We start from the raw sequence: 20,733 nt of genomic DNA, 5'->3' as shown, positions 1-20,733 counted from the left end.
AATGACTTTTGACGGCACATCAGAGATGGGGAACTATGCGTGTCCTGTTCGCCGGGCCGCCCTTCTTCGGGCTGCTCTACCCGATGGTTCCGCTGGCCCAGGCGCTCCGCTCGGCCGGCCACGACGTGCTCGTGGCCACCTGCGGAGCCGCGGTGGGACACACCGCACGGGCCGGCCTGCCCGCCGTCGACTGCGCGCCCGGCATCGACCCGGACGCGCTCTACGCGCAGTTGGAGAAGGACCGCCGCGGCAAGAAGCCGCCGTCGCCAGGCGAGCCCGGCAAGCCCGCGCGGGGCCAGGGCTTCTCCTTCTTCAGCGACGAGATGGCCGACCGGATGACGGAGATCGCCGGCCACTGGCGCCCCGACCTGGTCGTGCACACCCCCAACGGCGTCGTCGGGCAGCTCGTCGCCGCGAAGCTCGGCATCCCGTCCGTCCTGCACGCCGTCGGCTTCGGCCACACCTCCGCGCACGTCGGCATGATGAACAACGCCCTCGCCGACGCCTACGACCGGCACGGCCTGAAGGGCCCGAACCCCGTCGCCGCCTGGCTCGACGTCACCCCGCCCGGCATGAGCCGCACCACCGAACCCGACCGCTGGTTCCAGCGCTACGTGCCGTACAACGGCGGCGCCGAACTGCCCGGTTGGCTGTACGCGCCGACCGCACGCCCGCGGATAGCCGTCACGCTCGGCACCGTGCGCCCGGTCGTCGACGGCGTCTCGCCCGTGCAGTGGGTGGTCGACGCGGCCCGCGCCACCGACGCCGAGTTCGTCCTCGCGCTGGGCGGCGCCGACCTCAGCGGCCTCGGCCCGCTGCCCGGCAATATCCGCCCGGTGGACTGGGTGCCGCTCAACGCGCTGCTGGCGGCGAGCGACGCCGTCATCCACCACGGCGGCGCCGGCACCACCCTGACCGCGCTGGACTCCGGACTGCCGCAGATCGTCCTCGGCGAGGGCGCCGACCGCCCGGCCAACGCGGCAGCCGTCCGCGACCGCGGCTGCGGACTGGTACCCGAAGGCACAGGCGACCTCACCCCCGCACTCGTCGAACGGCTGCTGACCGACGACGGGCTGCGCACCGAAGCCCGCGCGGCAGCCGCCGAGATGGCCGCCATGCCCAGCCCCGCCGACCTCGTCCCGCGCCTGGTCGAGCTGGCCCGCCGCCACGGGAACTCCGGATGAGCGGCGCCGCACCCGGCGCGCCCGCGCGGCCGGCGGCCGACAGCACCCGGCCGCTCCCCCGGCCCGCCGAAAGCCCCCGCCTCACCCGCCTCGCCGACCGTCTCGCGGCGGCAGGACCCGACGCACACGACGCCCTGGTGGCCGAGTTCTGGGCGGCGGTCGAGGAGAGCGGTACGCCGCTGGTCGAGCCGCTGGACGGCGACCCGGGCCACCGCGCCGTCACCTTCCTGTGGCGCGGCCACCGCGCCACCCGCCAGGTCCTGCTGCTCGCCAACCGCCTCATGGACCGCGACCACCTCGCAGGATCGCTGCTCGACCGGCTGCCGGACACCGACATCTGGTACCGCACCTACCGGCTGCGCGCCGACCACCGGGGCTCGTACCGGATGGTCGCCGACATCTCGACGGGGCCGCAGCCCGCCCCCCCTGCCGCCGTACAGGACCGGCTGCGCGCGCTCACCTCGCACGCGGTGCCCGACCCGCTCAACCGCCTGTCCCTCAACGGCCGTTGGCAGGAGGCCGGTAGCTCCTTGTTCGAGCTGGACCAGGCGCCCGCGCAGCCGTGGCGCGAGGCACGCCCCGGAGTGCCGCGTGGCACCGTCGAGCGGCACACGCTGCCCAGCGCCGCGCTCGGCGCCGACCGCCCCGTCCAGGTCTACCTGCCGCCCGGCGGCGCCACGGCCGCGCTCGACGTGCTGGTGCTGTGCGACGGCGACATGTGGTTCGGCGGCCTGGACACCCGGCACACCCTGGACGCGCTGATCGCCGACGGCGCCGTCCCGCCGCTCGCCGTGCTCGCACCGGAGTCGGTGGACCGCGCGACCCGGTGGCGTGAGCTGGGCGCCCGCGACCCCTATGTCGCGTTCCTGGCCGACGAGTTGCTGCCCTGGGCCGCGGCACGCTGGCCGCTGACCGCCGACCCCGCCCGTACCGTCGTCGCGGGCCAGAGCCTGGGCGGCATGGCCGCGCTGTACGCCTGCTTCCTGCGTCCTGAACGGTTCGGGAACGCGCTGGCCCAGTCGCCTTCGCTGTGGTGGCGGCCCGGACTGCCGCACCAGGTGCCCAAGCAGTCGGCCGGCGGCACACCGTGGCTGGCGCAGCACTTCGCCGACGCCGAGAAGCGGGACATCCGCGTCCACCTGGACGTGGGCCTGCACGAAGGCGCCATGGTCGACCACAGCCGTGCCCTCCACGACGTCCTGCGCCGCCGCGGCTACCCGGTCACCCGCACCGAGTTCAACGGCGGGCACGACTACGCCTGCTGGCGCGGCGGCCTGGCCGACGGCCTGGTGTCCTTCCTCGGTCACTGACCCACCGGCCTCAAACGTCCCTCCCCCGGGCCGGACCACCCGGCCCCCTCCCCTCTCCCCCTCCCCCTCCCCTCTCACCTCAAGGAGCCTCCCGTGTCCCGCCTTTCCCCCTCCCGCAGACCCGCCCGCCGCGCCGCCGTGGTGCTGCCCGTGACGGCGCTCGCCGGAGCCCTCGTGCTGACCGGCTGCGGCAGCGACGAGGGCTCGTCGAAGAACGCGTCGTCCGCCACCCGCAGCGTGACCGACGCGCTCGGCAAGAAGGTCACCGTGCCGACGGCGCCCAAGAAGGTCGTCACGCTCAGCGAGCCGACGCTCGACGCGTCGCTGGCCCTCGGCGTGGAGCCGATCGGCGCCACCGCGGGCCGCGGCCAGAAGGGCGTGTCGGCCTACCTCGCCAAGAAGGCGGACAAGGCCCAGATCGTCGCCAGCGTCGCCGAGCCCGACCTGGAGAAGCTGGCCTCGCTCCAGCCCGACCTGATCCTGCTCGACGAGACCGTCGGCTCCAAGCGGGTCATCGACAAGCTCCAGGGCATCGCCCCCACCGTGCTCACCGCCAAGCTCAACGAGGACTGGAAGACGGCCTTCACGGCCACCGCCGACGCCCTCAACAAGAAGGCGGACGCCCAGAAGTGGCTGGACCGCTTCGACCAGGACGTGGCCGCGGCCAAGTCCTCCCTCAAGGGCAACGCCGGCGCGGTGACCAGCGTCGTCCGCTGGCAGGACGGCGCCCCCTCGGTCGTCGGCAAGGGCAAGGGCCACGTCGGCTCCACCCTCTCCGCGCTCGGCCTCGAACGGCCCGCGAACCAGCAGGGCGAGAGCGTCGGGCACAGCGAGCCGGTCAGCCTGGAGAAGCTCGCCACGATCGACGGCGACTGGCTGTTCTTCGGCGCCCTCGGCGACAAGGCGTCCGGCGAGCAGGCGTACCAGGAGGCCCGCAAGGTACCCAACTTCGGCAAGCTGAAGGCCGAGAAGGACCACCACGTGGTGGTCGTCGAAGGCGCCGCCTGGAACAGCTCCGGCGGCCCGATCGCCGCACAGAAGGTGCTCGACGACATCAAGTCGGCCATGGCGAAGTAACACCGTCCGGCCGGGCCGCCGCCCTCACCGCGCGGCCCGGCCGGGTGCACGAAGGGGCCCCGCGCGAGATGCGCGGGGCCCCTTGCGTCGAACCGGTCCCGTCAGTCCCCCGCCTGCGCCCCCGCCTCCTGCGTCCCGCGGACGGCCGCGGCCCGCAGGTCCTTCTTGGAGATCTTTCCGATGGCGGTCTGCGGGAACTCCTCGACGAACTCGACCCGGTCGGGCACCTTGTACGCGGCCAGGCCACGGCCGCGGATGAACGCCTTGAGCGCGGCCGGCTTCAACGGCTCGGCGCCGGCGCGCAGGATGACGTAGGCGCGGGTGCGCTCGCCGAGGTAGGGGTCGGCCTCCGCGACGAGGTTGGCGTCGTGCACGGCCGGGTGGGCGAGCAGATGGTTCTCGACCTCCTCGGCCGCGATCTTCTCGCCGCCGCGGTTGATCTGGTCCTTGGCCCGCCCCGCCACCACCAGGTGGCCGGTCGGGGTCAGCCGGACGATGTCGCCGGTGCGGTAGAAGCCGTCGGCGGTGAAGGCGGTGGCGTTGTGCTCGGGCGCCCGCCAGTAGCCGCGGATGGTGTACGGGCCGCGGGTCAGCAGATGGCCGGGCGCGCCGGGCGGCACGTCGTTGTCCTCGTCGTCGACGACCCGGATCTCGTCGTCCGGCGAGATGGGGCGCCCCTGGGTGGTGACGATGGTCTCCTCGGGGTCGTCCAGGCGCGTGTAGTTGACCAGGCCCTCGGCCATCCCGAAGACCTGCTGCAGGGTGCAGCCGAGCGCCGGGCGCACCCGCCGCGCCGCTTCCTCACTGAACTTCGCGCCGCCCACCAGCAGGACGTCGAGGCTGCTGAGGTCGTACGTCGTCGACGGCGCGGCCTCCGTCCACACCAGCGCCAGCGGCGGCACCACGCCGGTGAGGGTGACACCCTCCTGCTCGATGAGCGGGAAGGCGACGTCGGGGCTTGGCTGCGGGCAGAGCACCACGCGGGCGCCCGCGTACAGCGCGCCGAGCGTGCCGGGCGATGACAGCGGGAAGTTGTGCGCGGCGGGCAGCACGCAGAGGTAGACGCTGTGTGCGTCGACGCCGCAGAGCTGGTTGGAGCCGCGCACCGAGTACAGGTAGTCGTCGTGGGTGCGCGGGATCAGCTTGGGGATGCCCGTGCTGCCGCCGGAGAGCTGGAGGAACGCCAGGTCGTGCGGGGCGGGCCCGGGGAGCGGCACCGGGTCGCGGGGCACGTCGGCCAGCGCTTCGAAGGGGCCGGGGTCGCCGCCGGTCACGAACACCGCGCCGAGGCCGGGGACTTCGGCACGGACCTTCGCGGCCAGTTCGCGGTAGTCGTATCCACCGTGCTCGGCGGGGATGACGTAGGCGGCGGCCTCGGTGAAGGCGCAGAAGTAGGTGATCTCGGTCTCGCGGTGCGCGGGCAGCGCGAAGACCGGGAGTGCGCCGATCCGGAAGAGGGCGAAGACGACCTCGAAGAACTCGGCGGTGTTGGGGAGTTGGACCACGACGCGGTCGCCGGGGGCGATGCCGCGCGCGACGAAGCCGGCCGCGAGCCGGTCGGCCCGTTCGTCCAGCTCGGCGTAGGTCCAGCGGGATCCGGCGGCCGGGTCGACGAGCGCTGTGCGGTCCGGGTGGGCGGCGGCGCGCTCGCGCAGCATCTGCCCGAAGGTCTCGCCGCGCCACCAGCCGGCGGCGCGGTACCGCTCGGCGTATGCGGCGGGCCACGACGGGGTGGGGGTGTGGCTCACAGCTCGGCTCCCACCGCGTGCAGGAAGGTGCGGAACTTCGCGGCCGTCTCGTCGATTTCCGCCGCGGGCTCCGAAGCGGCCACGATGCCGGCGCCTGCGTACAGCCGCAGCGCCTTCTCCTCGGCTTCCGCGCAGCGGATCGTCACCACCCACTCGCCGTCGCCGCGGGCGTCGCCCCAGCCCACCATGCCGGTGAAGAAGCCGCGGTCGAACGGCTCGGTCTCACCGATGACCTGACGTGCGGTCTGGGTGGGGGTGCCGCAGACCGCGGGGGTGGGGTGCAGCGCGCAGGCCAGTTCCAGCGCGGAGGCGTCCGGCGCGGCGAGGGTGCCCTGGACGGTGGTCGACAGGTGCCACATGGCGGCGGTGCGGATCAGCGTGGGGCGGGCGGGCACCTGCATCGTCGTGCAGTACGGGGCCAGCGCCTGCTGCACCGCGTCCACCACGACCGCGTGTTCGTGCAGGTCCTTGGCCGACTGGAGCAGCGCGGCGGCGCGGCGTACGTCCTCGGCGAGGTCGGCGCTGCGCGGCGCGGAGCCGGCCAGCGGGTTGGCGACGACGCGGTTGCCGTGCCGGGAGACGAGGAGTTCGGGGCTGGCCCCGATGAGGGTGCGTCCCGGCGCCGTGGGCAGGGCGAAGGTGTGGCCGGACGGGTCGCGGCGGGCCAGCCGCTGGAGCATCGCGGGGATGTCGAGCGGTTCGGGTGCGCTCAGTTCCAGGGTGCGGGCCAGCACGACCTTGCTGAACTCGCCGCGCCACATGCGCTCGACGGCGGAGGCGACGCCGGCGCCGTACGTCTCGGGCGCGGGGCGCGGGCGGATCCGCCAGTCGGTGCCGGACGGCGCGTCGGCGGGGAGCGCGATGAGCGGGTCGGCGGAGAGCGGCGGTCCGCTGCGCATCTCGTCGGCTATCACGAGGGCCGCGGGGGCGGTGTGGTCGAAGGGGGTGGCCCCGATGGCGACCGGTTCGCTGCACCCGGCGGCGCGCGCCGCTTCCAGCGAGTCCGCCACCCGCTGGGGCAACGGTCTCTCGTCATGGGATATTTCGCGGTGCACTCCGCGGGCCAGGAGGGTGCGGGTGGGGGTGGCCAGGAAGCGGTCGCCCGGCGCGTAGGCGTCCAGGAGTCCGGTGGCGGCTCCCACGGCGGGGTGCGCCGGACCGGTCGGCGGGATGTGCGGGGCGACGTGGGGTGCGGTCGGCACGGGGGCTCCTTTTCTGCGAAGTTCCCGCCAGGGGAACCGGCTTGGACGAGTGACGGCAGCGGGACGCAGCGAGCCGCCGGACCGTGCCGCCCCTCGGCTACGGGCATGCCGAGGTGCGCGCACGGGCCGGCGGCCCCGCCGGGCCCGGATCGGACCGAACAAAACCCGCCAGAAGAATTAGGTTAGCCTAACCTAATCGCAAATGGCGGATCAAGGGCAGGTCAATCGCCGTCCTCTCGGGTACCGGTTCATCAACTCCTGGGGAAATGGGGGGTGTTGGTGACACCGCGGCCGGTCCGTGCGCATCGGGCCTGCGGTGTCACCGCAGCGCGTGGCGGCGTCAGGGGCGCGCCCGCCGGGCGGCCACCCCCTCGATGAGGCGGCGCCGCTGGGCCGCGGACCCGGCCAGCTCGGCGCCGGTCAGGGCCAGCGCGGTGGCGCCGTCGAGCACCGCCAGGTCGGCGCCCGGACTCTTCCCGTACGCGGCGAACCCGGGGGTGTGCTGCTTGGCGCCGCCGGTGTCGTAGCCGATCGTGGGGTGGATCGCCGGCAGCAGCCGCGAGACGTTGCCCATGTCCGTCGAGGCCAGCGTCTCCCCCTGCCGCGAGGCCACCGACCGGCCCAGGGTGCCGGCCGCCCTGACGTACGCGTCCGTCAGGTACGGTTCCTGGCACAGCTCGGCGAAGTCCCGGCCGCGCACCCGCAGTTCCAGCTCGGCTCCGGTGGCGAGCGCGCCCGCCTCGAAACAGGCCCGCGCCTTCTGCCGCACCCGGGCCAGCTCCTCCAGCGTCGGGGCCCTGACCTCGTAGCGGGCGCCGGTGCGCGCCGGTATGACGTTCACGGCCTGGCCGCCGTCGGTGACGACGCCGTGCACCACGGCGCCGGGCGGCAGTTGCTGGCGCAGCAGTCCGAGCGCGGTGTGCGCGAGGGTCATCGCGTCCAGGGCGTTGACGCCTTCCCAGGGGGCGACCGCCGCGTGTGCCGGTGTCCCCCGGTAGGTGATGTCCCAGGCGCCGATGGCCAGCGACGAGGCGCCCACGGTGTCGTCCGGCGCAGCGTGCACCATCATCGCCGCGGCGACGTCGTCGAAGACCCCGGCCTCCAGGAGGAGCACCTTGCCGCCGATGTCCTCCTCGGCCGGGGTGCCGATGAGCTTGACGGTCAGGCCCAGTTCGTCCGCGACGGCGGCCAGGCCGATGGCCGCGCCGACCGCCGCTGCGCCGTTGACGTTGTGCCCGCAGGCGTGGCCGATGTCCGGCAGGGCGTCGTACTCGGCGCAGAACGCGACCACCAGGTCGCCCGAACCCCGCGCCGCCACCAGGGCGGTGGGCAGTCCCGCGACGTCCCGGGTGACCGTGAACCCCGCGTCCGCCAGGAGGTCCGCGATCTTCGCGGCCGAGCGGTGTTCGGCGAGCGCCGTCTCGGGCTCGTCGTGCAGGCTGTGGCTCAGCGCCAGCAGCCGGTCGCGCCAGTCGCGGACCGCAGCGGCCACTGCGCGCCGCGCGTCGTCGGTTCCGGTGCCGTGCGGTGCCCCGGTGCTCATTCGGGCCTCCTGTTTTCTGTGGTGTGTGCGGGGTGTGCGGGGTGTGAACTGCGGGTGCGGTGTGTGGTGTCCCCGTCCGGCCCGTCCGTCATGCGAGCTTCGTGCCCGGTGTCTGCGGGACGGCCTGTGGCGCCGGATCGGCCGGGGCCGGGCGCGGGCCGCGGTAGCGCAGCGCCAGGGTGGTGCCCAGGACGGCGACCAGGGCGCAGCAGCTCCAGCTCCACAGGTAGCCGGACAGGGCGATGTGCCCGGTGCCCAGGTCCGCGTGCGCGGCGAAGAACGCGCCGGTCACGGCGGCGCCGATGGCCGCGCCGAGCGACAGCGCCAGCTCGTTGATGCCGACCGCGAGCGCGGTCTGCTGCGCGTCGACGACCTCGGCCGACAGGGTCCTGCCGATCGACTCGAACACCCCCGTCGCCAGGCCCACGACCAGGGCGCACGTCAGATACGACGGGAGGGTGCCGTGGCAGAGCACCATGCCCAGGAAGCCCAGCGCGGCGAGCAGTCCGCCGGCCGCGAGCACCGCGCGGTCGCCCGCCAGCCGGGCCAGCCGCGGCGTGAGCGCGGAGCCGGCGAACCCGGCGATCACCATGCCGAGCGAGACGGTGGCGATGGCCTGCGGCCCCAGCCCCATGCCGTAGCCCACCTCCGCAGGCGAGGCGCCCAGGAAGAGGGCGTTGGCGCCGAGGAAGCCGATCGTGCCGAAGGCGGCGCAGAAGGTGTAGCCGCTGACCACCGCGAGCCGCCGGTTGCTCAGCATCCGCACGCTGACCAGCGGATGCGCGGCGCGGCGCTCGACCGCAACCCAGGCGGCGAGCGCCACCACGGCCACCAGCGCGAGGCCCAGGGTCGGTATCGACGCCCACCCCCAGGCGGCGCCCTGCGCGAGGACCAGCACCAGCGCCACGAGCCCCACGGTGAGCAGCGCCGCCGCCCCGAAGTGGAAGCGTCCGCCGTGCGGTACGTCGCTGTCCGGCAGCAGCAGACCGGCGACGAGGGCGAGCGCGGCGACCGGTACCGCCGTCCACAGTCCCGCGGCCGGATGCCGTTCGCTGAGCACCCCGGCCACCAGGCCGCCCACGCCGATCGCGATCAGCAGCACGCCGACGAGCAGCGAGATCCCGGTGCGGTTCCGCTCCGGCGCACGGGACCTGAGAATGCCCACGAGCAGCGGGAAGAAGCCCACCAGGGCACCTTGCAGCAGCACGCCGACGGCCAGCGTCGCCGCGGAAGGCCAGGCCGCCATCAGCAGCGAGCCGCCCGCCACCATGGCCAGCGCGATCCGGAGCAGCTTGCGGTGCCCGTACAGGTCGCCGAGCCGCGACAGCAGCGGCGTCAGCACCGCGAAGGCGAGCTGGGAGAGCAGGTAGATGTTGTTCTGGCCGACGCTGCTGAGGTGCAGCAGCGGGCCGAGCGCGGGCAGCAGCGGCGTGAGGTAGCCCTGCACGATCCCGCTGCACAGCACCACGACGGCCATCGCGCCGAGCAGGGCGGAGGAACTCATCGCCCGTGGCCTGGGAAACGACTCGGGAGTGGACACAGTCTCACCTCATCCGGTGGCCGGAAACCGACAGTGGTGGTTACTGTGCGGGCCGGGGTACGAGCGGGCGCGGAAATCGACGGATTCGGACGTACGGAGCACACCTGATGCAAGAAACGGTCACCGCGAGCGAGCTGGATCTCGCGCTGGTGAACGCCCTGCAGCTACGGCCCCGAGCCTCCTGGGCCGACCTCGCGCCGCTGCTCGGCGTCACCCCGAGCACCCTGGCGCGGCGCTGGGAGCGGCTGACCGAGGCCGGTCTTGCGTGGGTGTACGCGGCGCCGGGGCGGGAGTTCACCCGCAGCCGCTGCACCGCGTTCGTGCTGATCCGCTGCCGTCCCGAGGCCAGGTCCCGGCTGGCGGCCGAGCTGAGCGGGTGCACGGAGGCCGTCACCATCGAGGTGACAGGACCTGGCAGCGCCGACCTGCTCCTCGACGTGCTGACCCCTGACCTGCCCGCGCTCGGCCGCTTCCTGACCGGGAAGCTCGACCACCTGCCCGGCATCACCTCGGTCAGCTGCCTGTTCGCCACGTCCCTGTACGTCGAGGGGAGCCGCTGGCGGCTGCGCTCCCTCGATCCCGCCCAGCTCACCGCGCTCGGCGCCACCACATCCCCGGCGCCGAACGGGATACGCGCCATCGAACTCGACGCCGTCGACCGCCTGTTGATCGACCAGCTCGTCAGCGACGGCCGCCTCGGCTGGTCCGAACTGGCCGCACGCGCCGCCACCAGCCCGGCCACCGTCCGCCGCCGCCTGCACCGGCTGACCGACGCCGGGGTCCTCACCTTCCGCTGCGACCTGGCCACACCGCTCGCCGGCCGCCCCGTCCCGGTCTCCCTCCTGGGCCGGGCCCCGGCCCGCGACATCGACGCCGTCCACCACGCGTTCGCGGCCTCCCCCGAGTGCCGCCTGGTGGCGGGTGTCACCGGGCCGGCCAACATTTTCGCCACGCTCTGGGTGCACGACATCGGCGACATCCAGCGCCGCGAGACCGCCTTGTGCGCGCGGCTCCCCACCCTCACCGTCACCGACCGCATCGTGGGCCTGCACACCGTCAAGCGCATGGGGCATCTGCTCGACGACGAAGGCCGCCGCATCGGCGTGCGGCCCATCGCGCCCTGGTAGCACGGGGCCTGGCGCGGTCCCCGCTGTGCGGCTCAGCTCCGGTGCGGTCCGTCCGTCAGGCGCAGCGGCAGCGATTTCAGGCCGTTGATGAAGTTCGACACCAGGCGCTGCGGCGGGCCCCCGACGGCCAGGGCGGGCAGCAGGCGGCAGGTCTCCTCGTAGAGCACCCGCAGTTGCAGGCGCGCGAAGTGCGCGCCCAGGCAGACGTGCGGGCCGTCGCCGAAGGAGACGTGGGGGTTGGGGGTGCGGGCCGGATCGAGCCGGTGCGGGTCGGCGAAGACCCGCTCGTCGAAGTTGGCCGAGCCGTGGAAGACGACCACCTTGTCGCCCGCCCTGATGCGGCGGCCGGCCAGTTCGGTGTCGCGGGCGGCGGTCCTGCGGAAGCTGAGCACCGGCGGATGCCAGCGCAGCAGTTCCTCCACCGCCGTCGCCGTCGCCGCCTCCCCGGTACGCAGCGCACGGTAGGCGCCGGGGTGGCGGGCGAGTGCCAGCAGGCCGCCGGGTGCCGCGCTGCGCACCGTGTCGTTGCCCGCGATGGTCAGCAGGAAGAAGAACATCTCCAGTTCGGTGGTGGCCAGTTCGCGGTCGGTCGCGAGGACCGTCATGAGGTCGTCGCCCGGGTGGCGCCGCTTGTGGGCGGCCAGGTCCCGTGCGAAGCCGAACATGTCCCCCAGCATCGCCGGGGAACGCGGATCGGCCGGCGGCCCGTCCTGCCCGGCGGCGGACGGCCCTGCCTCGTCCGGGTCCTGGTAGCCGATGACGCGCCGGGTCCACTCCAGGAGCAGGCCGCGATCGGTGGCCGGGACGCCCAGCAGGTCGGCGAGGTTGAGCAGCGCGTACTCGTCCGTGACGTCGGCGACGAGGTCGCGGACGCCGTCCCCGTCGCGGGCGGCGGCGACGGACGCCGTCAGCAGGGCGCGGGCCCGCTCGCGCACCCCGTCCTCGAACCGTGCGATGCGCCGGGGTGTGAAGGCGCGGCCCGCGAGCCGGCGCAGCCTGACGTGGTCCGGGGGGTCCTGATTGAGCATCATCCGGCGGATGAACGGCAGGTCGGCGGGGTCGGGGTCGCGGATCTGGGTGGCACCCAGGTGGGAGGAGAAGGTGCGGGCGTCCTTGAGGACGCGGACCACGTCGGCGTGCCGGGTGACGGCCCAGAAGCCGGGGCCCGCGGGCCAGCCCAGCACCTCGTGCTCCTCCTGCCTGGCCACCGGATGCCGGTCGCGCAGCCGCCGGTAGGCCGCGTGCGGCAGGCCGCCGGTGTAGATACGGGGGTCGAAGACGTCCGGCACGTCGGGCAGGTCCGGTGTGCCGGGCGCCGCCGGTGCTCCGGCGGCCACCGGGCGCGTCATGCGTCGTCCGGCCCGTCGCCGGTGCGCGCCGCGCGCCCGGCCGGTCCGCCGTCCCCGTCGGCGCGCAGGAAGTCCTCAACCGTGCGGATCAGTTCCAGCGGGGTCTCGTCCATGGCGTAGTGCCCGGCGCCCAGCAGTTCGACCAGGGTGGCCGCGGCGTGGCGGCGCAGCCAGGTCGCGCGCATCACGTCGGCGGAGAGCGCGGGGTCGAGCGCCCCGGCAACCGCAAGCGCCGGTACCGGCGAGCCGTCGATGTCGGCCGCGAAGTCCTCCAGTGCCCAGGAGTCCAGCCAGGTGCGGAACGCCGTCGGGTCGCTGCGCTCCAGGGACCTGCGCACCATGCGGTCCAGCCAGGCGGCGGGGCGCCGCCCGCCGGTGGTGAGGTCGATGATGGCCCGCCGGCTCTCCGGGGCGTGCGCCGCCGAGGCGAACAGGTCCCACTGCTCCGGTGACAGGCCGGCCCCGGATGCGGGCACCGGTGAGATGCCGACGAGCCTGCGGACACGGTGCGGCGCCGCGGCCAGCACCCGCTGGACGACGCTGCCGCCCATTGAGTGCCCGATCAGCGAACACCGCTCCCAGCCCAGCCGGTCGGCGAGCGCCAGGACGTCGGCCGCGCCCTCGGCCGTGGTGTACGCGCCGGGCGCGTCCTTCGCCCCGCCGTAGCCGCGGAGGTCGACCACCGCGTACTGGAACGTGTCCCGGTCGAGGTCGGGGAGCACCGCGTCGAAGGCGGACCGGTCCGCGAACCAGCCGTGTACGGCGATGACCTTGTGCGCCCCGTCGCCGTGCAGGACATGAGGGAGGACGAAGGAAGCCACGCGCGCTCCAGACAGCAGACGGCCGGTCGGGCGGCCACGGGCCGGCCGCCACGCCCCACCCTGACCCGAACTCCCCTGCCCGGCAAGGGCGCGGCGGGCGGACGGACGGGGCGCCGGTGATCCGCAGCACCGGACCGCAACCGAACACCCGTACACGTACGTCCTGCGAAGTATGGATACATCCGCCGCCGGGCCCGTCCGCCCGCCGGCACCGACACACCGCGCACGGCGTGCGGACCGGCGGCGGATTCCCCTTTCCCTGACCTTCCGTCACCGCACCACCGGAGGAATACTCACGGCAACAACAGACGACAGGGAATGCCGGGCAAAGAGCTGGAAAAGGAACGCGGCACTCTGCATCCGTGATCCGGTGCGCCATTTCGGCGGTCCGGCGCCGAAGCATGCCCATTGTGAGGCCGTACAGCAGCACGGAAGGCCGATGTACACACACCTTCACGCGAATCTCTCGATTTGACTCATTCACTCCTTTACAGCGTGTAATTGACGGTATGTCACATCCGATTCCCCGGTATGGAACGCCACCATGCCACGGCACGATGCCCCCCAGCGCCCGCTTTTCGACAATTCAGTTACAACGGACCGCCAAGGCAACCGGGTTCGCGAAGGGCCACGTCTTGGGGCTCGGTAAGCTACGGGACACGAAGCGAGGAAATGCAGCATCAGCCGACTCGACATGAGCACTTGAGCAGGACGGCGATGGGCATGGGAGGACAATTGCGCGGCTCTTTCCGGACGGCAGTGGCGGAACCCGCGAAACGGATTCCCGTCGTGGTCCACGCACCGGATCCGATCTCCCGAGAAGGAACAATCAGCCAGCTGCGGCAGCACCCGGTGATCGATCTCGTCGACGAGGCGGACGCCCAGGGCGGCGGCGTCGCCGTCCTGCTCACCGAGACCCTCGACGAGACGATGTTCTCCTGGCTGCGACGGCTGGTGCGCAGCGACGGGCTGCACGCCGTCCTGGTGGTCAGCCTGATACGCGAGGCGGAACTGCTGGAAATCATCGAATGCGGGGTGGGCGCCATCGTCTGGCGGCGCGAGGCCACCGGACAGCGGCTGCTGCAGGCCGTACTCGCCGCCCACCGCGGCGACGGCGATCTGCCGTCCGACCTGCTCGGGCGGCTGATCAGTCAGGTCGGCGCGCTGCGGCCCGGCACCGTGGGCGCCCCCGGCGGTCGCCCGTCCGGGCTCAACCAGCGGGAGGTCGACGCGCTCCGGCTGGTCGCCGAGGGGATGGACACCGGTGAAATAGCCCGCAAGCTGGCCTACTCCGAACGCACCGTCAAGAACATCATGCAGGGCCTGACGACCCGTCTGAACCTGCGCAACCGCGCGCATGCCGTGGCCTACGCCCTGCGCGAGGGATACATCTCGTGAGGGCCGCCACCGGCCGACAGGAGCAACCGCAATGATCCACGAAGTCGACGAAGTACTCAAAGGTCTGCTGACCGGCGGCGTGCTGGCCGGCACCGACATCGAGGTCGCCTTCGACGCACCGACCCGGGAGTGGGCGGCACGCCGCAACGCACCGGCCCTCAACGCCTTTCTGTACGACATACGGGAGGACGTCAAACGGCGCGAACGCGGCTCCCTTCCCGTCCACGACGACCGGGGCATCGTGATACGCCGCCGCCGGCCGCCCCGCTGGTTCCGCCTGTCGTATCTCGTCACCGCCTGGACCAAACGCCCGCAGGACGAACACCGCCTGCTGTCGGCGGCGCTGGCCACGCTGCTGCCGAACGAACTCCTGCCGCCAGAGAGCCTGCCGGACTCGCTCGCCGCCCTCGGGCTCAGCGTGCCGCTCACCGTCGGCGGGCTGCACACCGACTCCCGGTCGATGTCCGAGGTCTGGTCGGCGCTCGGCGGCGAACTCAAGCCGTCGCTCGACCTGGTCGTCACCGTGCCGTTCCCCGGCTTCCCCGACTACGACGCGGGGCCGCCGGTCACCGAAGGCGCGGTGGTGCGCGCCCGCGAGATCGAGGGGCCGCCTGACGACGAGCGGGCGCACCTGCCGCGCCATCTCACCGGCGCCACCCCGCCCGCGCAGGACACCCGGGAAGCGGAGGAGGCCCGATGACCGGCCCGACGACCGGCAGCGCGCCCACCGCGGAGGGGAACGGCCCCGCCGGCGACCCGGCGGGGCCGCTGCTCGCCCGGCTCGCCCGGCTGCGCGACCGGGTCGGCACCCTGGTCGACGCGCGCAGCGCCGGCGACCCCACCGCCGCCGACCCGCTGCGCGGCCTCTACCTGTCCGACGAGGCCGTACGGCACCACCTGCGGCAGCCCGCCGATTCCCGCCCGCCGGAAGACCCGGCGGGCGAAGGCGACCAGGCGAAGGAACCGCACCACGGCGACCGTCTCGGCCGGCTCGCCCACCGCTTCGGGCTGACCGCGCTGGACACCACGATCCTGCTGATCGCCGTGGCCCCCGACCTCGACCGCGGATTCGAGCCGCTCTACGGCTACCTCAACGACGACGTCAGCCGCCGGCGGGCCACCACCGGTCTCGCCCTCGACCTGTGCGGACTGCTCACTCCCGGCACCGCCGACGCGGGGGCGCGCGGCAGGTTCCACCCGTCGGCGCCGCTGTCAGGCCACGGACTGCTCCTCGTCGAGGAGACCGAACGCCCCTTCCTCAGCCGCTCCTTGCGCGTCCCCGACCGCGTCGCCGCCCATCTGCTCGGCGACGACACCGCGGACGCCGCGCTGGCCGGGTACGTCACCGCGCTGCCCGCGCCCGGTGCGCCCGCGGCCGTCGACGACCCGCTGGCCGGCAAGCTGGCCGCGCGCCTGGACGCCGGGCCGCTCACGGTCTACCTCCGCGAACACCGGGAGGGCGACGGCCTCGCCTGCGCCACCGCTGCCCTGAGCGCCGCCGGACGAGGTGCACTCCACTTCAGCCCCTCCGACACCGCCCCCGCCGCCGCGCACGACCCGCACGGAGCACCGGAGGGAGCCGGCCACCCCGAACCGACGGCCTTGGGCCCGGTGCCCCAACTGCTGCGCGAGGCACGGCTCCGCGACTGCGCGATCGTCGTGTCACCGCTGCCCGAGCGGCCGGGACCGCTGATCCGGGCGCTGGCCGCGCCCGACGTGCAGGTCCTGTTCGGCGGAACCCGCCCGTACGATCCGCAGTGGTGCGACCAGGACCCGCTGGTGCTGGACGCGCCGCGGCTGCGCTCGGGCGCGACGGACGCGTGGGCGGCGGAGCTGGGCATCGGCACGGACCGGGACGCCGGTTTCGACCTGGCCGAGGCCGTCGCGCCCTACCACCTCGGGAGCGACCGGATCCGCCGCGCCGCCCGCGCCGCGCGGGATCTGGCCGCACTCGACGGCGGCCCGCTGACCGCCGATCACCTGCGGCTCGCCGCCCGGCAGCAGTCCGCGTCCGGCCTGGAACGGCACGCGCGGCGGATCCGGCCCGACGTCGGCTGGGACGATCTGGTGCTGCCGGACGGGCCGTTGACGTATCTGCGGGAGCTGGCGCTGCGCGCCCGGCACCGTGACCGGGTGCTCGGCGACTGGCGGCTGAGCGCCGGAGGCGGCCGGGGCCGCGGGGTGCTGGCGCTGTTCGCCGGGGACTCCGGCACCGGCAAGACCCTGTCGGCCGAGGTGGTCGCCGCCGACCTGGGCCTGGACATGTACGTCGTCCAACTGTCCTCGGTCGTGGACAAGTTCGTCGGTGAGACCGAGAAGAACCTGGAGCGGATCTTCACCGAGGCCGACCGTACCGATGCCGTGCTCCTCTTCGACGAGGCCGACGCCGTCTTCGGCAAGCGCTCCGAGGTCAAGGACGCGCACGACCGCTACGCCAACCTGGAGAGCGCCTACCTGCTCCAGCGTCTGGAGGCGTTCGACGGCATCGCGCTGCTCACCACCAACCTGCGGGCCAACATCGACGACGCCTTCACCCGCCGCCTGGACCTGATCGTCGACTTCCCGTTCCCCGACGCCGAACAGCGGCTCGCCCTGTGGCGGCACAGCCTGGTCCACGTGCCCTGCGCTGACGGCATCGATCCGGGGCCCTGCGCCCGCGACTTCGAGCTGGCCGGCGGTTCGATCCGCAGCGCCGTGGTGACCGCTGCCTACGCGGCGGCAGGGCGCGGCGAGCCGGTCAGCGACGCCGACCTGCTGGCCGGCGCCCGCCGCGAGTACCGCAAGGCGGGCCGTCTCGTCCTCGACGACATGGGCTGGTGAACGGCGACAGCGCTCACAGGTGAACGAGTGAGGCCCGGCCAGGTCCTTGACGGACTTGGCCGGGCCTCACTCGTGGGGTGCGGCGCCCCTCAGTTCTGCTTGTCGAGGGACCATCCCTGGTCGTCGGTGTCCGTGCAGTCAAAGAGGGTGAGGGGCTTGTTGTCGGCCAGATCATCGCGGTTGCTCGCGTAGCCGGAGACGTCCAGGCACAGGTTGTTGCTGGTGTAGTTGTGGATCCACCACAGGTTGGTCGTCTCGCGCTTCTCCAGCCACCAGCTCTGGTTGTCGTCGCTCCGCCCGGTGCAGGGGCCCTCCGTGATGTGCGTCTCCTTCGGAGCCGGACCGTTGTCCGGCAGGTCCATGCAGTAGCCGTCCTTGACGTTCTTGATCTGGTAGAGGTCGGCGTTGCCAGGACCCGCGCCCTTGCCCTTGGGCATCAGCTCCAGGTTCCAGATCTGGTTCTCCTGCTCAAGATTTCCGTTGCAGGTCAGCTGGTTGACGGGGCCGCCGATCGTCCCCCTGTCGTAGCCGGGGATGTTGGCGCACTTCCGTGTCGTCCCGTTCCGCAGCAGGACGTTGAAGAGCTTCTCCCGCTCGGCCTTCGCCTTCGCCTTGGCCTTCGCCTCGCCGTCCCCGTTGCCGCCCTGGGTCGGCTTCGATTCGGGGTCCGGGGCCTTCGGCTCGCTCGGCGTGGGCTTGGGATCCGGCGTCGGCACCTTCTGGACGGCCTCCTGCTCCGTTTTCTCCTGCGCCTTGCTCTGCACGGTCGGCTTGTAGGTCAGCCAGATCATGAGGAAGGCGATGGCCAGCGCCAGCACCATGCTGAGGACCACTCCCAGCCAGCGGGGCAGCAACCCGGGCTGGATGTAGGTACCGCGCACCGGAAGCGGCTCGGCACCGGAGCGCTGCACCCCGAGGGTGAAGGGCCTGGACTGCTTCGCGCCGGCCCAGATGATCTGCCGCGGCTTCAGCGTGGCCTTGATGAACGCGGCCCGCCCCGGCTGGATCTGGACGTTCGCCGGGTGGATGTCGTACGAGATCTGATCGCCGTTGTCGCTGCCGTTGATGGAAGCGGTGAGCTTGACGTTGCCGAAGTTGTCGACGGCGAGCTTGGGGCGCCCCCGGAACCGGCCCTTGACCGTCTGCGGCACGAGTTCGGCGCGGACCTCGCTGAACGGCGTGATGGTGACGTTGCCCTCGGGGACGGTGGTGGCCTCCGGGTGTTCCGTCGGGATGATCTGCACCCCGTACGGGTTCGGGCCCGCGGCGGCGTCAGGGGTGCGGGGCGGGGCGAACGTCAGCTCCACCGCGCCGGTCGTGCCCGGGTACAGCCGGATGGTCTGCGGCTCGACCGTCGTCCACGGCGCCAGATCGCCGACCGGCACGCACCGGTACTCGTCGACGACATCGCCGGTATTGCGCAGCCGCAGCCGCACGGTGGTGCTACCGCCCGGGTCCACAGTGGTCGAGGCGGGTTCGAGGGAGGTCCACAGGCTCATATGCCCAGGCTATGGCGGGTGTTGACACGTGTCGCAGGCCACAGGGCACGGTGCGTTGCCCGAAGGTACGCAATGACCTGCCCTCCGGGGCGGCACACGGGCAACCGGGCCGTCGCCACCGGGGTTCCCGGCAGCCCGGCCCGCACCACTGGACTCCTTGAGTGCCCCGGAAGCCCGGGGTGTCTGCCCGTACGGTCCTTCCGTCCCTCACTTCCTTCCCGTAGGAGGGTGGGCGGGTCCGCCCACCGGTGGCCGAGAACAGCCGTCGCGCCCGCTCCGCCACGTCCGGGATGCCGTGTCACGGCCGCCCGGAACCTCATCCGCCCAGCACAAGCTGCCCCTTGGGGCACCGGCTGTGCCCCCGGCCAGGCCCGGAGAGACCTTCCCGCTTCCGCTCCGCCGGACAAAAGTGAACAGCGTCTGAAACTCGCACGGCCGTCCTACCCCGAGGAGAACCAGAACATGCCGTCGTACCTGTCGCCCGGCGTCTACGTCGAGGAGGTCGCCAGCGGCTCACGTCCGATCGAGGGGGTGGGCACCTCGGTGGCGGCCTTCGTCGGGCTCGCGCCCACCGGGCCCCTCAACCAGCCGACTCTGGTGACCAACTGGTCCCAGTACGTCGCAGCCTTCGGCGAGTTCACCGACGGCTACTACCTCGCGCACTCCGTCTACGGCTTCTTCAACAACGGTGGCTCCGCCGCGTACGTGGTACGGGTCGGCGGCGCGCCCGACGGGGAGAACCCGACGGCCGCCGCGCCGGCCGCGGTCGGGGCCTCCGCCGCGCCCGCCGAGCTGACCCCCGGCGACCCGACCGAGCTTGGCACCTTCGCGGTGCGCGCCATCGCCGCCGGTACCGGCGGCCCGCTCAGCGTCGAGGTCGCCGACCCCGAGGGCGAGGGCCCCGCCGAGCGGTTCAAGCTGATCGTCAAGGACGGCGAGAAGGTCGCCGAGTCCTTCGACGTGACGGCCAAGAAGGGCAACCGCAACTACGTCGTCACGCAGGTCAAGGAGCGCTCCCGGCTGATCACGGTCCAGGAGGCGGCGCCCGCGGCGCAGCTCGCCCGGCCGGAGAACCAGACGGTGGCGCTCGGCCGTGCCACCCCGGCCGCCGCGCCCGCCGTGCCCGCCCCGGCGCAGAGCGCCCACCCCGGCCCCGCCCAGTACCTCGGCGACTCCGCCGACCGCACCGGCTTCGGCGGCCTGGAGGCGGTCGACGAGATCGCGATGGTCTCCGTTCCCGACCTGATGGCGGCCTACCAGCGCGGCGCCATCGACCTGGAGTCGGTCAAGGCCGTCCAGCTCGGGCTGATCGCGCACTGCGAGCTGATGGGCGACCGCGTCGCCCTCATCGACCCGCCGCCCGGCCTCAACGCCCGTGACATCCGGGTGTGGCGGCAGGAGGGCGCGGGCTACGACTCCAAGTACGCGGCCGTGTACTACCCATGGGTCAAGGTCTTCGACCCGGCCAGCGGCCAGTCGAAGCTGGTCCCGCCGAGCGGGCACGTGGCGGGCATCTGGGCGCGCAACGACTTCGAGCGCGGCGTGCACAAGGCGCCGGCCAACGAGGTGGTGCGCGGCGCCGTCGATCTGGAGACCCAGATCACCCGCGGCGAGCAGGACCTGCTCAACCCGATCGGCGTCAACTGCATCCGCGCCTTCCCCGGCCGCGGTATCCGCGTCTGGGGTGCCCGCACCCTGTCGTCCGACCCGGCCTGGCGCTACGTCAACATCCGCCGGTACTTCAACTACCTGGAGGAGTCGATCCTGATCGGCACCCAGTGGGTGGTGTTCGAGCCCAACGACGAGGCGCTGTGGGCCCGGATCCGGCGCAACGTGTCGGCCTTCCTCGTCAACGAGTGGCGCAACGGCGCGCTGTTCGGCTCCCGCCCGGAGGACGCCTTCTACGTCAAGTGTGACGCCGAGTCGAACCCGCCGGAGTCGGTGGACCTCGGCCGGGTGATCTGCGAGATCGGCATCGCGCCCGTCAAGCCCGCCGAATTCGTGATCTTCCGTCTGGCCCAGTTCTCCAGCGGAAGCGGCGAGTTGGAGGAGTAGCGGTTCGCGTCGGGGGCAACCCCGGCCCCGCACAGCGGACGCGCCGCAACAACGGCTCGC

General features: G+C 73.1%; 15 protein-coding genes. 8 read left to right on the top strand and 7 right to left on the bottom strand.

The genetic code is table 11. The annotated features are described in order from the left end of the window. The first annotated feature begins 35 nt into the window (after window positions 1-35). The 3 genes from ACGFNI_RS29955 (at window position 36) to ACGFNI_RS29945 (ending at window position 3,571) form a co-directional block, all read left to right on the top strand. Window positions 36-1,184, top strand: a complete 1,149-nt coding sequence (locus ACGFNI_RS29955; protein ID WP_393687912.1) for a nucleotide disphospho-sugar-binding domain-containing protein — start codon at window positions 36-38, stop codon at window positions 1,182-1,184. Further along, on the top strand, window positions 1,181-2,494 hold the full coding sequence (fes, locus tag ACGFNI_RS29950; RefSeq protein ID WP_393687910.1) for an enterochelin esterase: 1,314 nt from the start codon (window positions 1,181-1,183) through the stop codon (window positions 2,492-2,494). The genes ACGFNI_RS29955 and fes overlap by 4 nt, the downstream gene beginning before the upstream one ends. A 93-nt stretch (window positions 2,495-2,587) precedes the next feature. Then, window positions 2,588-3,571, top strand: a complete 984-nt coding sequence (locus tag ACGFNI_RS29945) for an ABC transporter substrate-binding protein (RefSeq protein WP_393687908.1) — start codon at window positions 2,588-2,590, stop codon at window positions 3,569-3,571. Between the two features lie 101 nt (window positions 3,572-3,672). On the opposite strand, the gene ACGFNI_RS29940 is transcribed toward ACGFNI_RS29945, so the two are convergent. The 4 genes from ACGFNI_RS29940 to ACGFNI_RS29925 all read right to left on the bottom strand — a co-directional run bounded on the left by ACGFNI_RS29940 (window position 3,673) and on the right by ACGFNI_RS29925 (window position 9,568). After that, complete coding sequence (locus ACGFNI_RS29940) at window positions 3,673-5,319, bottom strand: (2,3-dihydroxybenzoyl)adenylate synthase (protein WP_393687906.1); 1,647 nt, start codon at window positions 5,317-5,319, stop codon at window positions 3,673-3,675. Further along, window positions 5,316-6,521, bottom strand: coding sequence for an isochorismate synthase DhbC (dhbC, locus tag ACGFNI_RS29935; protein ID WP_393687904.1), 1,206 nt, complete (start codon window positions 6,519-6,521; stop codon window positions 5,316-5,318). The genes ACGFNI_RS29940 and dhbC overlap by 4 nt, the downstream gene beginning before the upstream one ends. A 340-nt stretch (window positions 6,522-6,861) precedes the next feature. Then, on the bottom strand, window positions 6,862-8,064 hold the full coding sequence (locus ACGFNI_RS29930) for an amidohydrolase (protein WP_393687902.1): 1,203 nt from the start codon (window positions 8,062-8,064) through the stop codon (window positions 6,862-6,864). Window positions 8,065-8,152: 88 nt separating this feature from the next. Continuing rightward, the gene (locus ACGFNI_RS29925) at window positions 8,153-9,568 is read right to left on the bottom strand and encodes an MFS transporter (RefSeq protein WP_393687900.1); all 1,416 of its coding nucleotides are present in this window, start codon (window positions 9,566-9,568) and stop codon (window positions 8,153-8,155) included. A 143-nt stretch (window positions 9,569-9,711) separates the two neighbouring features. Here ACGFNI_RS29925 and ACGFNI_RS29920 point away from each other — a divergent pair, with 143 nt between their 5' ends. Further along, complete coding sequence (locus ACGFNI_RS29920) at window positions 9,712-10,731, top strand: Lrp/AsnC family transcriptional regulator (protein ID WP_393687898.1); 1,020 nt, start codon at window positions 9,712-9,714, stop codon at window positions 10,729-10,731. Between the two features lie 32 nt (window positions 10,732-10,763). On the opposite strand, the gene ACGFNI_RS29915 is transcribed toward ACGFNI_RS29920, so the two are convergent. Further along, window positions 10,764-12,080: a cytochrome P450 gene (locus ACGFNI_RS29915; RefSeq protein ID WP_393687896.1), complete on the bottom strand. Its 1,317-nt coding sequence runs from the start codon at window positions 12,078-12,080 to the stop codon at window positions 10,764-10,766. Then, window positions 12,077-12,901 carry an alpha/beta fold hydrolase gene (locus ACGFNI_RS29910; RefSeq protein ID WP_393687894.1) on the bottom strand — a complete coding sequence of 275 codons (825 nt, stop codon included), beginning with the start codon at window positions 12,899-12,901 and terminating at the stop codon, window positions 12,077-12,079. The genes ACGFNI_RS29915 and ACGFNI_RS29910 overlap by 4 nt, the downstream gene beginning before the upstream one ends. 723 nt (window positions 12,902-13,624) lie before the next feature. Between ACGFNI_RS29910 and ACGFNI_RS29905 the strand changes: the two genes are divergently transcribed. Genes ACGFNI_RS29905 through ACGFNI_RS29895 form a run of 3 tightly spaced genes read left to right on the top strand, consistent with a single transcriptional unit; the run spans window position 13,625 to window position 17,119 of the window. Beyond that, window positions 13,625-14,299 (top strand): response regulator transcription factor, encoded by a 675-nt coding sequence (locus ACGFNI_RS29905; protein WP_393687892.1) that lies wholly within the window; start codon window positions 13,625-13,627, stop codon window positions 14,297-14,299. A 31-nt stretch (window positions 14,300-14,330) separates the two neighbouring features. Then, entirely contained in the window at window positions 14,331-14,999 is a 669-nt protein-coding gene (locus ACGFNI_RS29900; RefSeq protein WP_393687890.1) for a DUF4255 domain-containing protein, read from the top strand. Further along, complete coding sequence (locus ACGFNI_RS29895; protein WP_393687888.1) at window positions 14,996-17,119, top strand: ATP-binding protein; 2,124 nt, start codon at window positions 14,996-14,998, stop codon at window positions 17,117-17,119. Before ACGFNI_RS29900 ends, ACGFNI_RS29895 begins: the two co-directional genes overlap by 4 nt. A gap of 89 nt (window positions 17,120-17,208) precedes the next feature. Here ACGFNI_RS29895 and ACGFNI_RS29890 read toward each other — a convergent pair whose 3' ends face one another. After that, window positions 17,209-18,618: an RICIN domain-containing protein gene (locus ACGFNI_RS29890; RefSeq protein ID WP_393687886.1), complete on the bottom strand. Its 1,410-nt coding sequence runs from the start codon at window positions 18,616-18,618 to the stop codon at window positions 17,209-17,211. 462 nt (window positions 18,619-19,080) lie between these two features. On the opposite strand from ACGFNI_RS29890, the gene ACGFNI_RS29885 reads away from it, so the two are divergent. Next, window positions 19,081-20,673 (top strand): phage tail sheath subtilisin-like domain-containing protein, encoded by a 1,593-nt coding sequence (locus tag ACGFNI_RS29885; protein WP_393687885.1) that lies wholly within the window; start codon window positions 19,081-19,083, stop codon window positions 20,671-20,673. The last annotated feature ends 60 nt before the right edge of the window (window positions 20,674-20,733 follow it).

Origin of the sequence: Streptomyces sp. NPDC048644 (genome assembly GCF_043199105.1) — a bacterium.
Taxonomy (GTDB): Bacteria; Actinomycetota; Actinomycetes; order Streptomycetales; family Streptomycetaceae; genus Streptomyces.
This window is presented reverse-complemented; position numbering and strand designations above follow the sequence as displayed.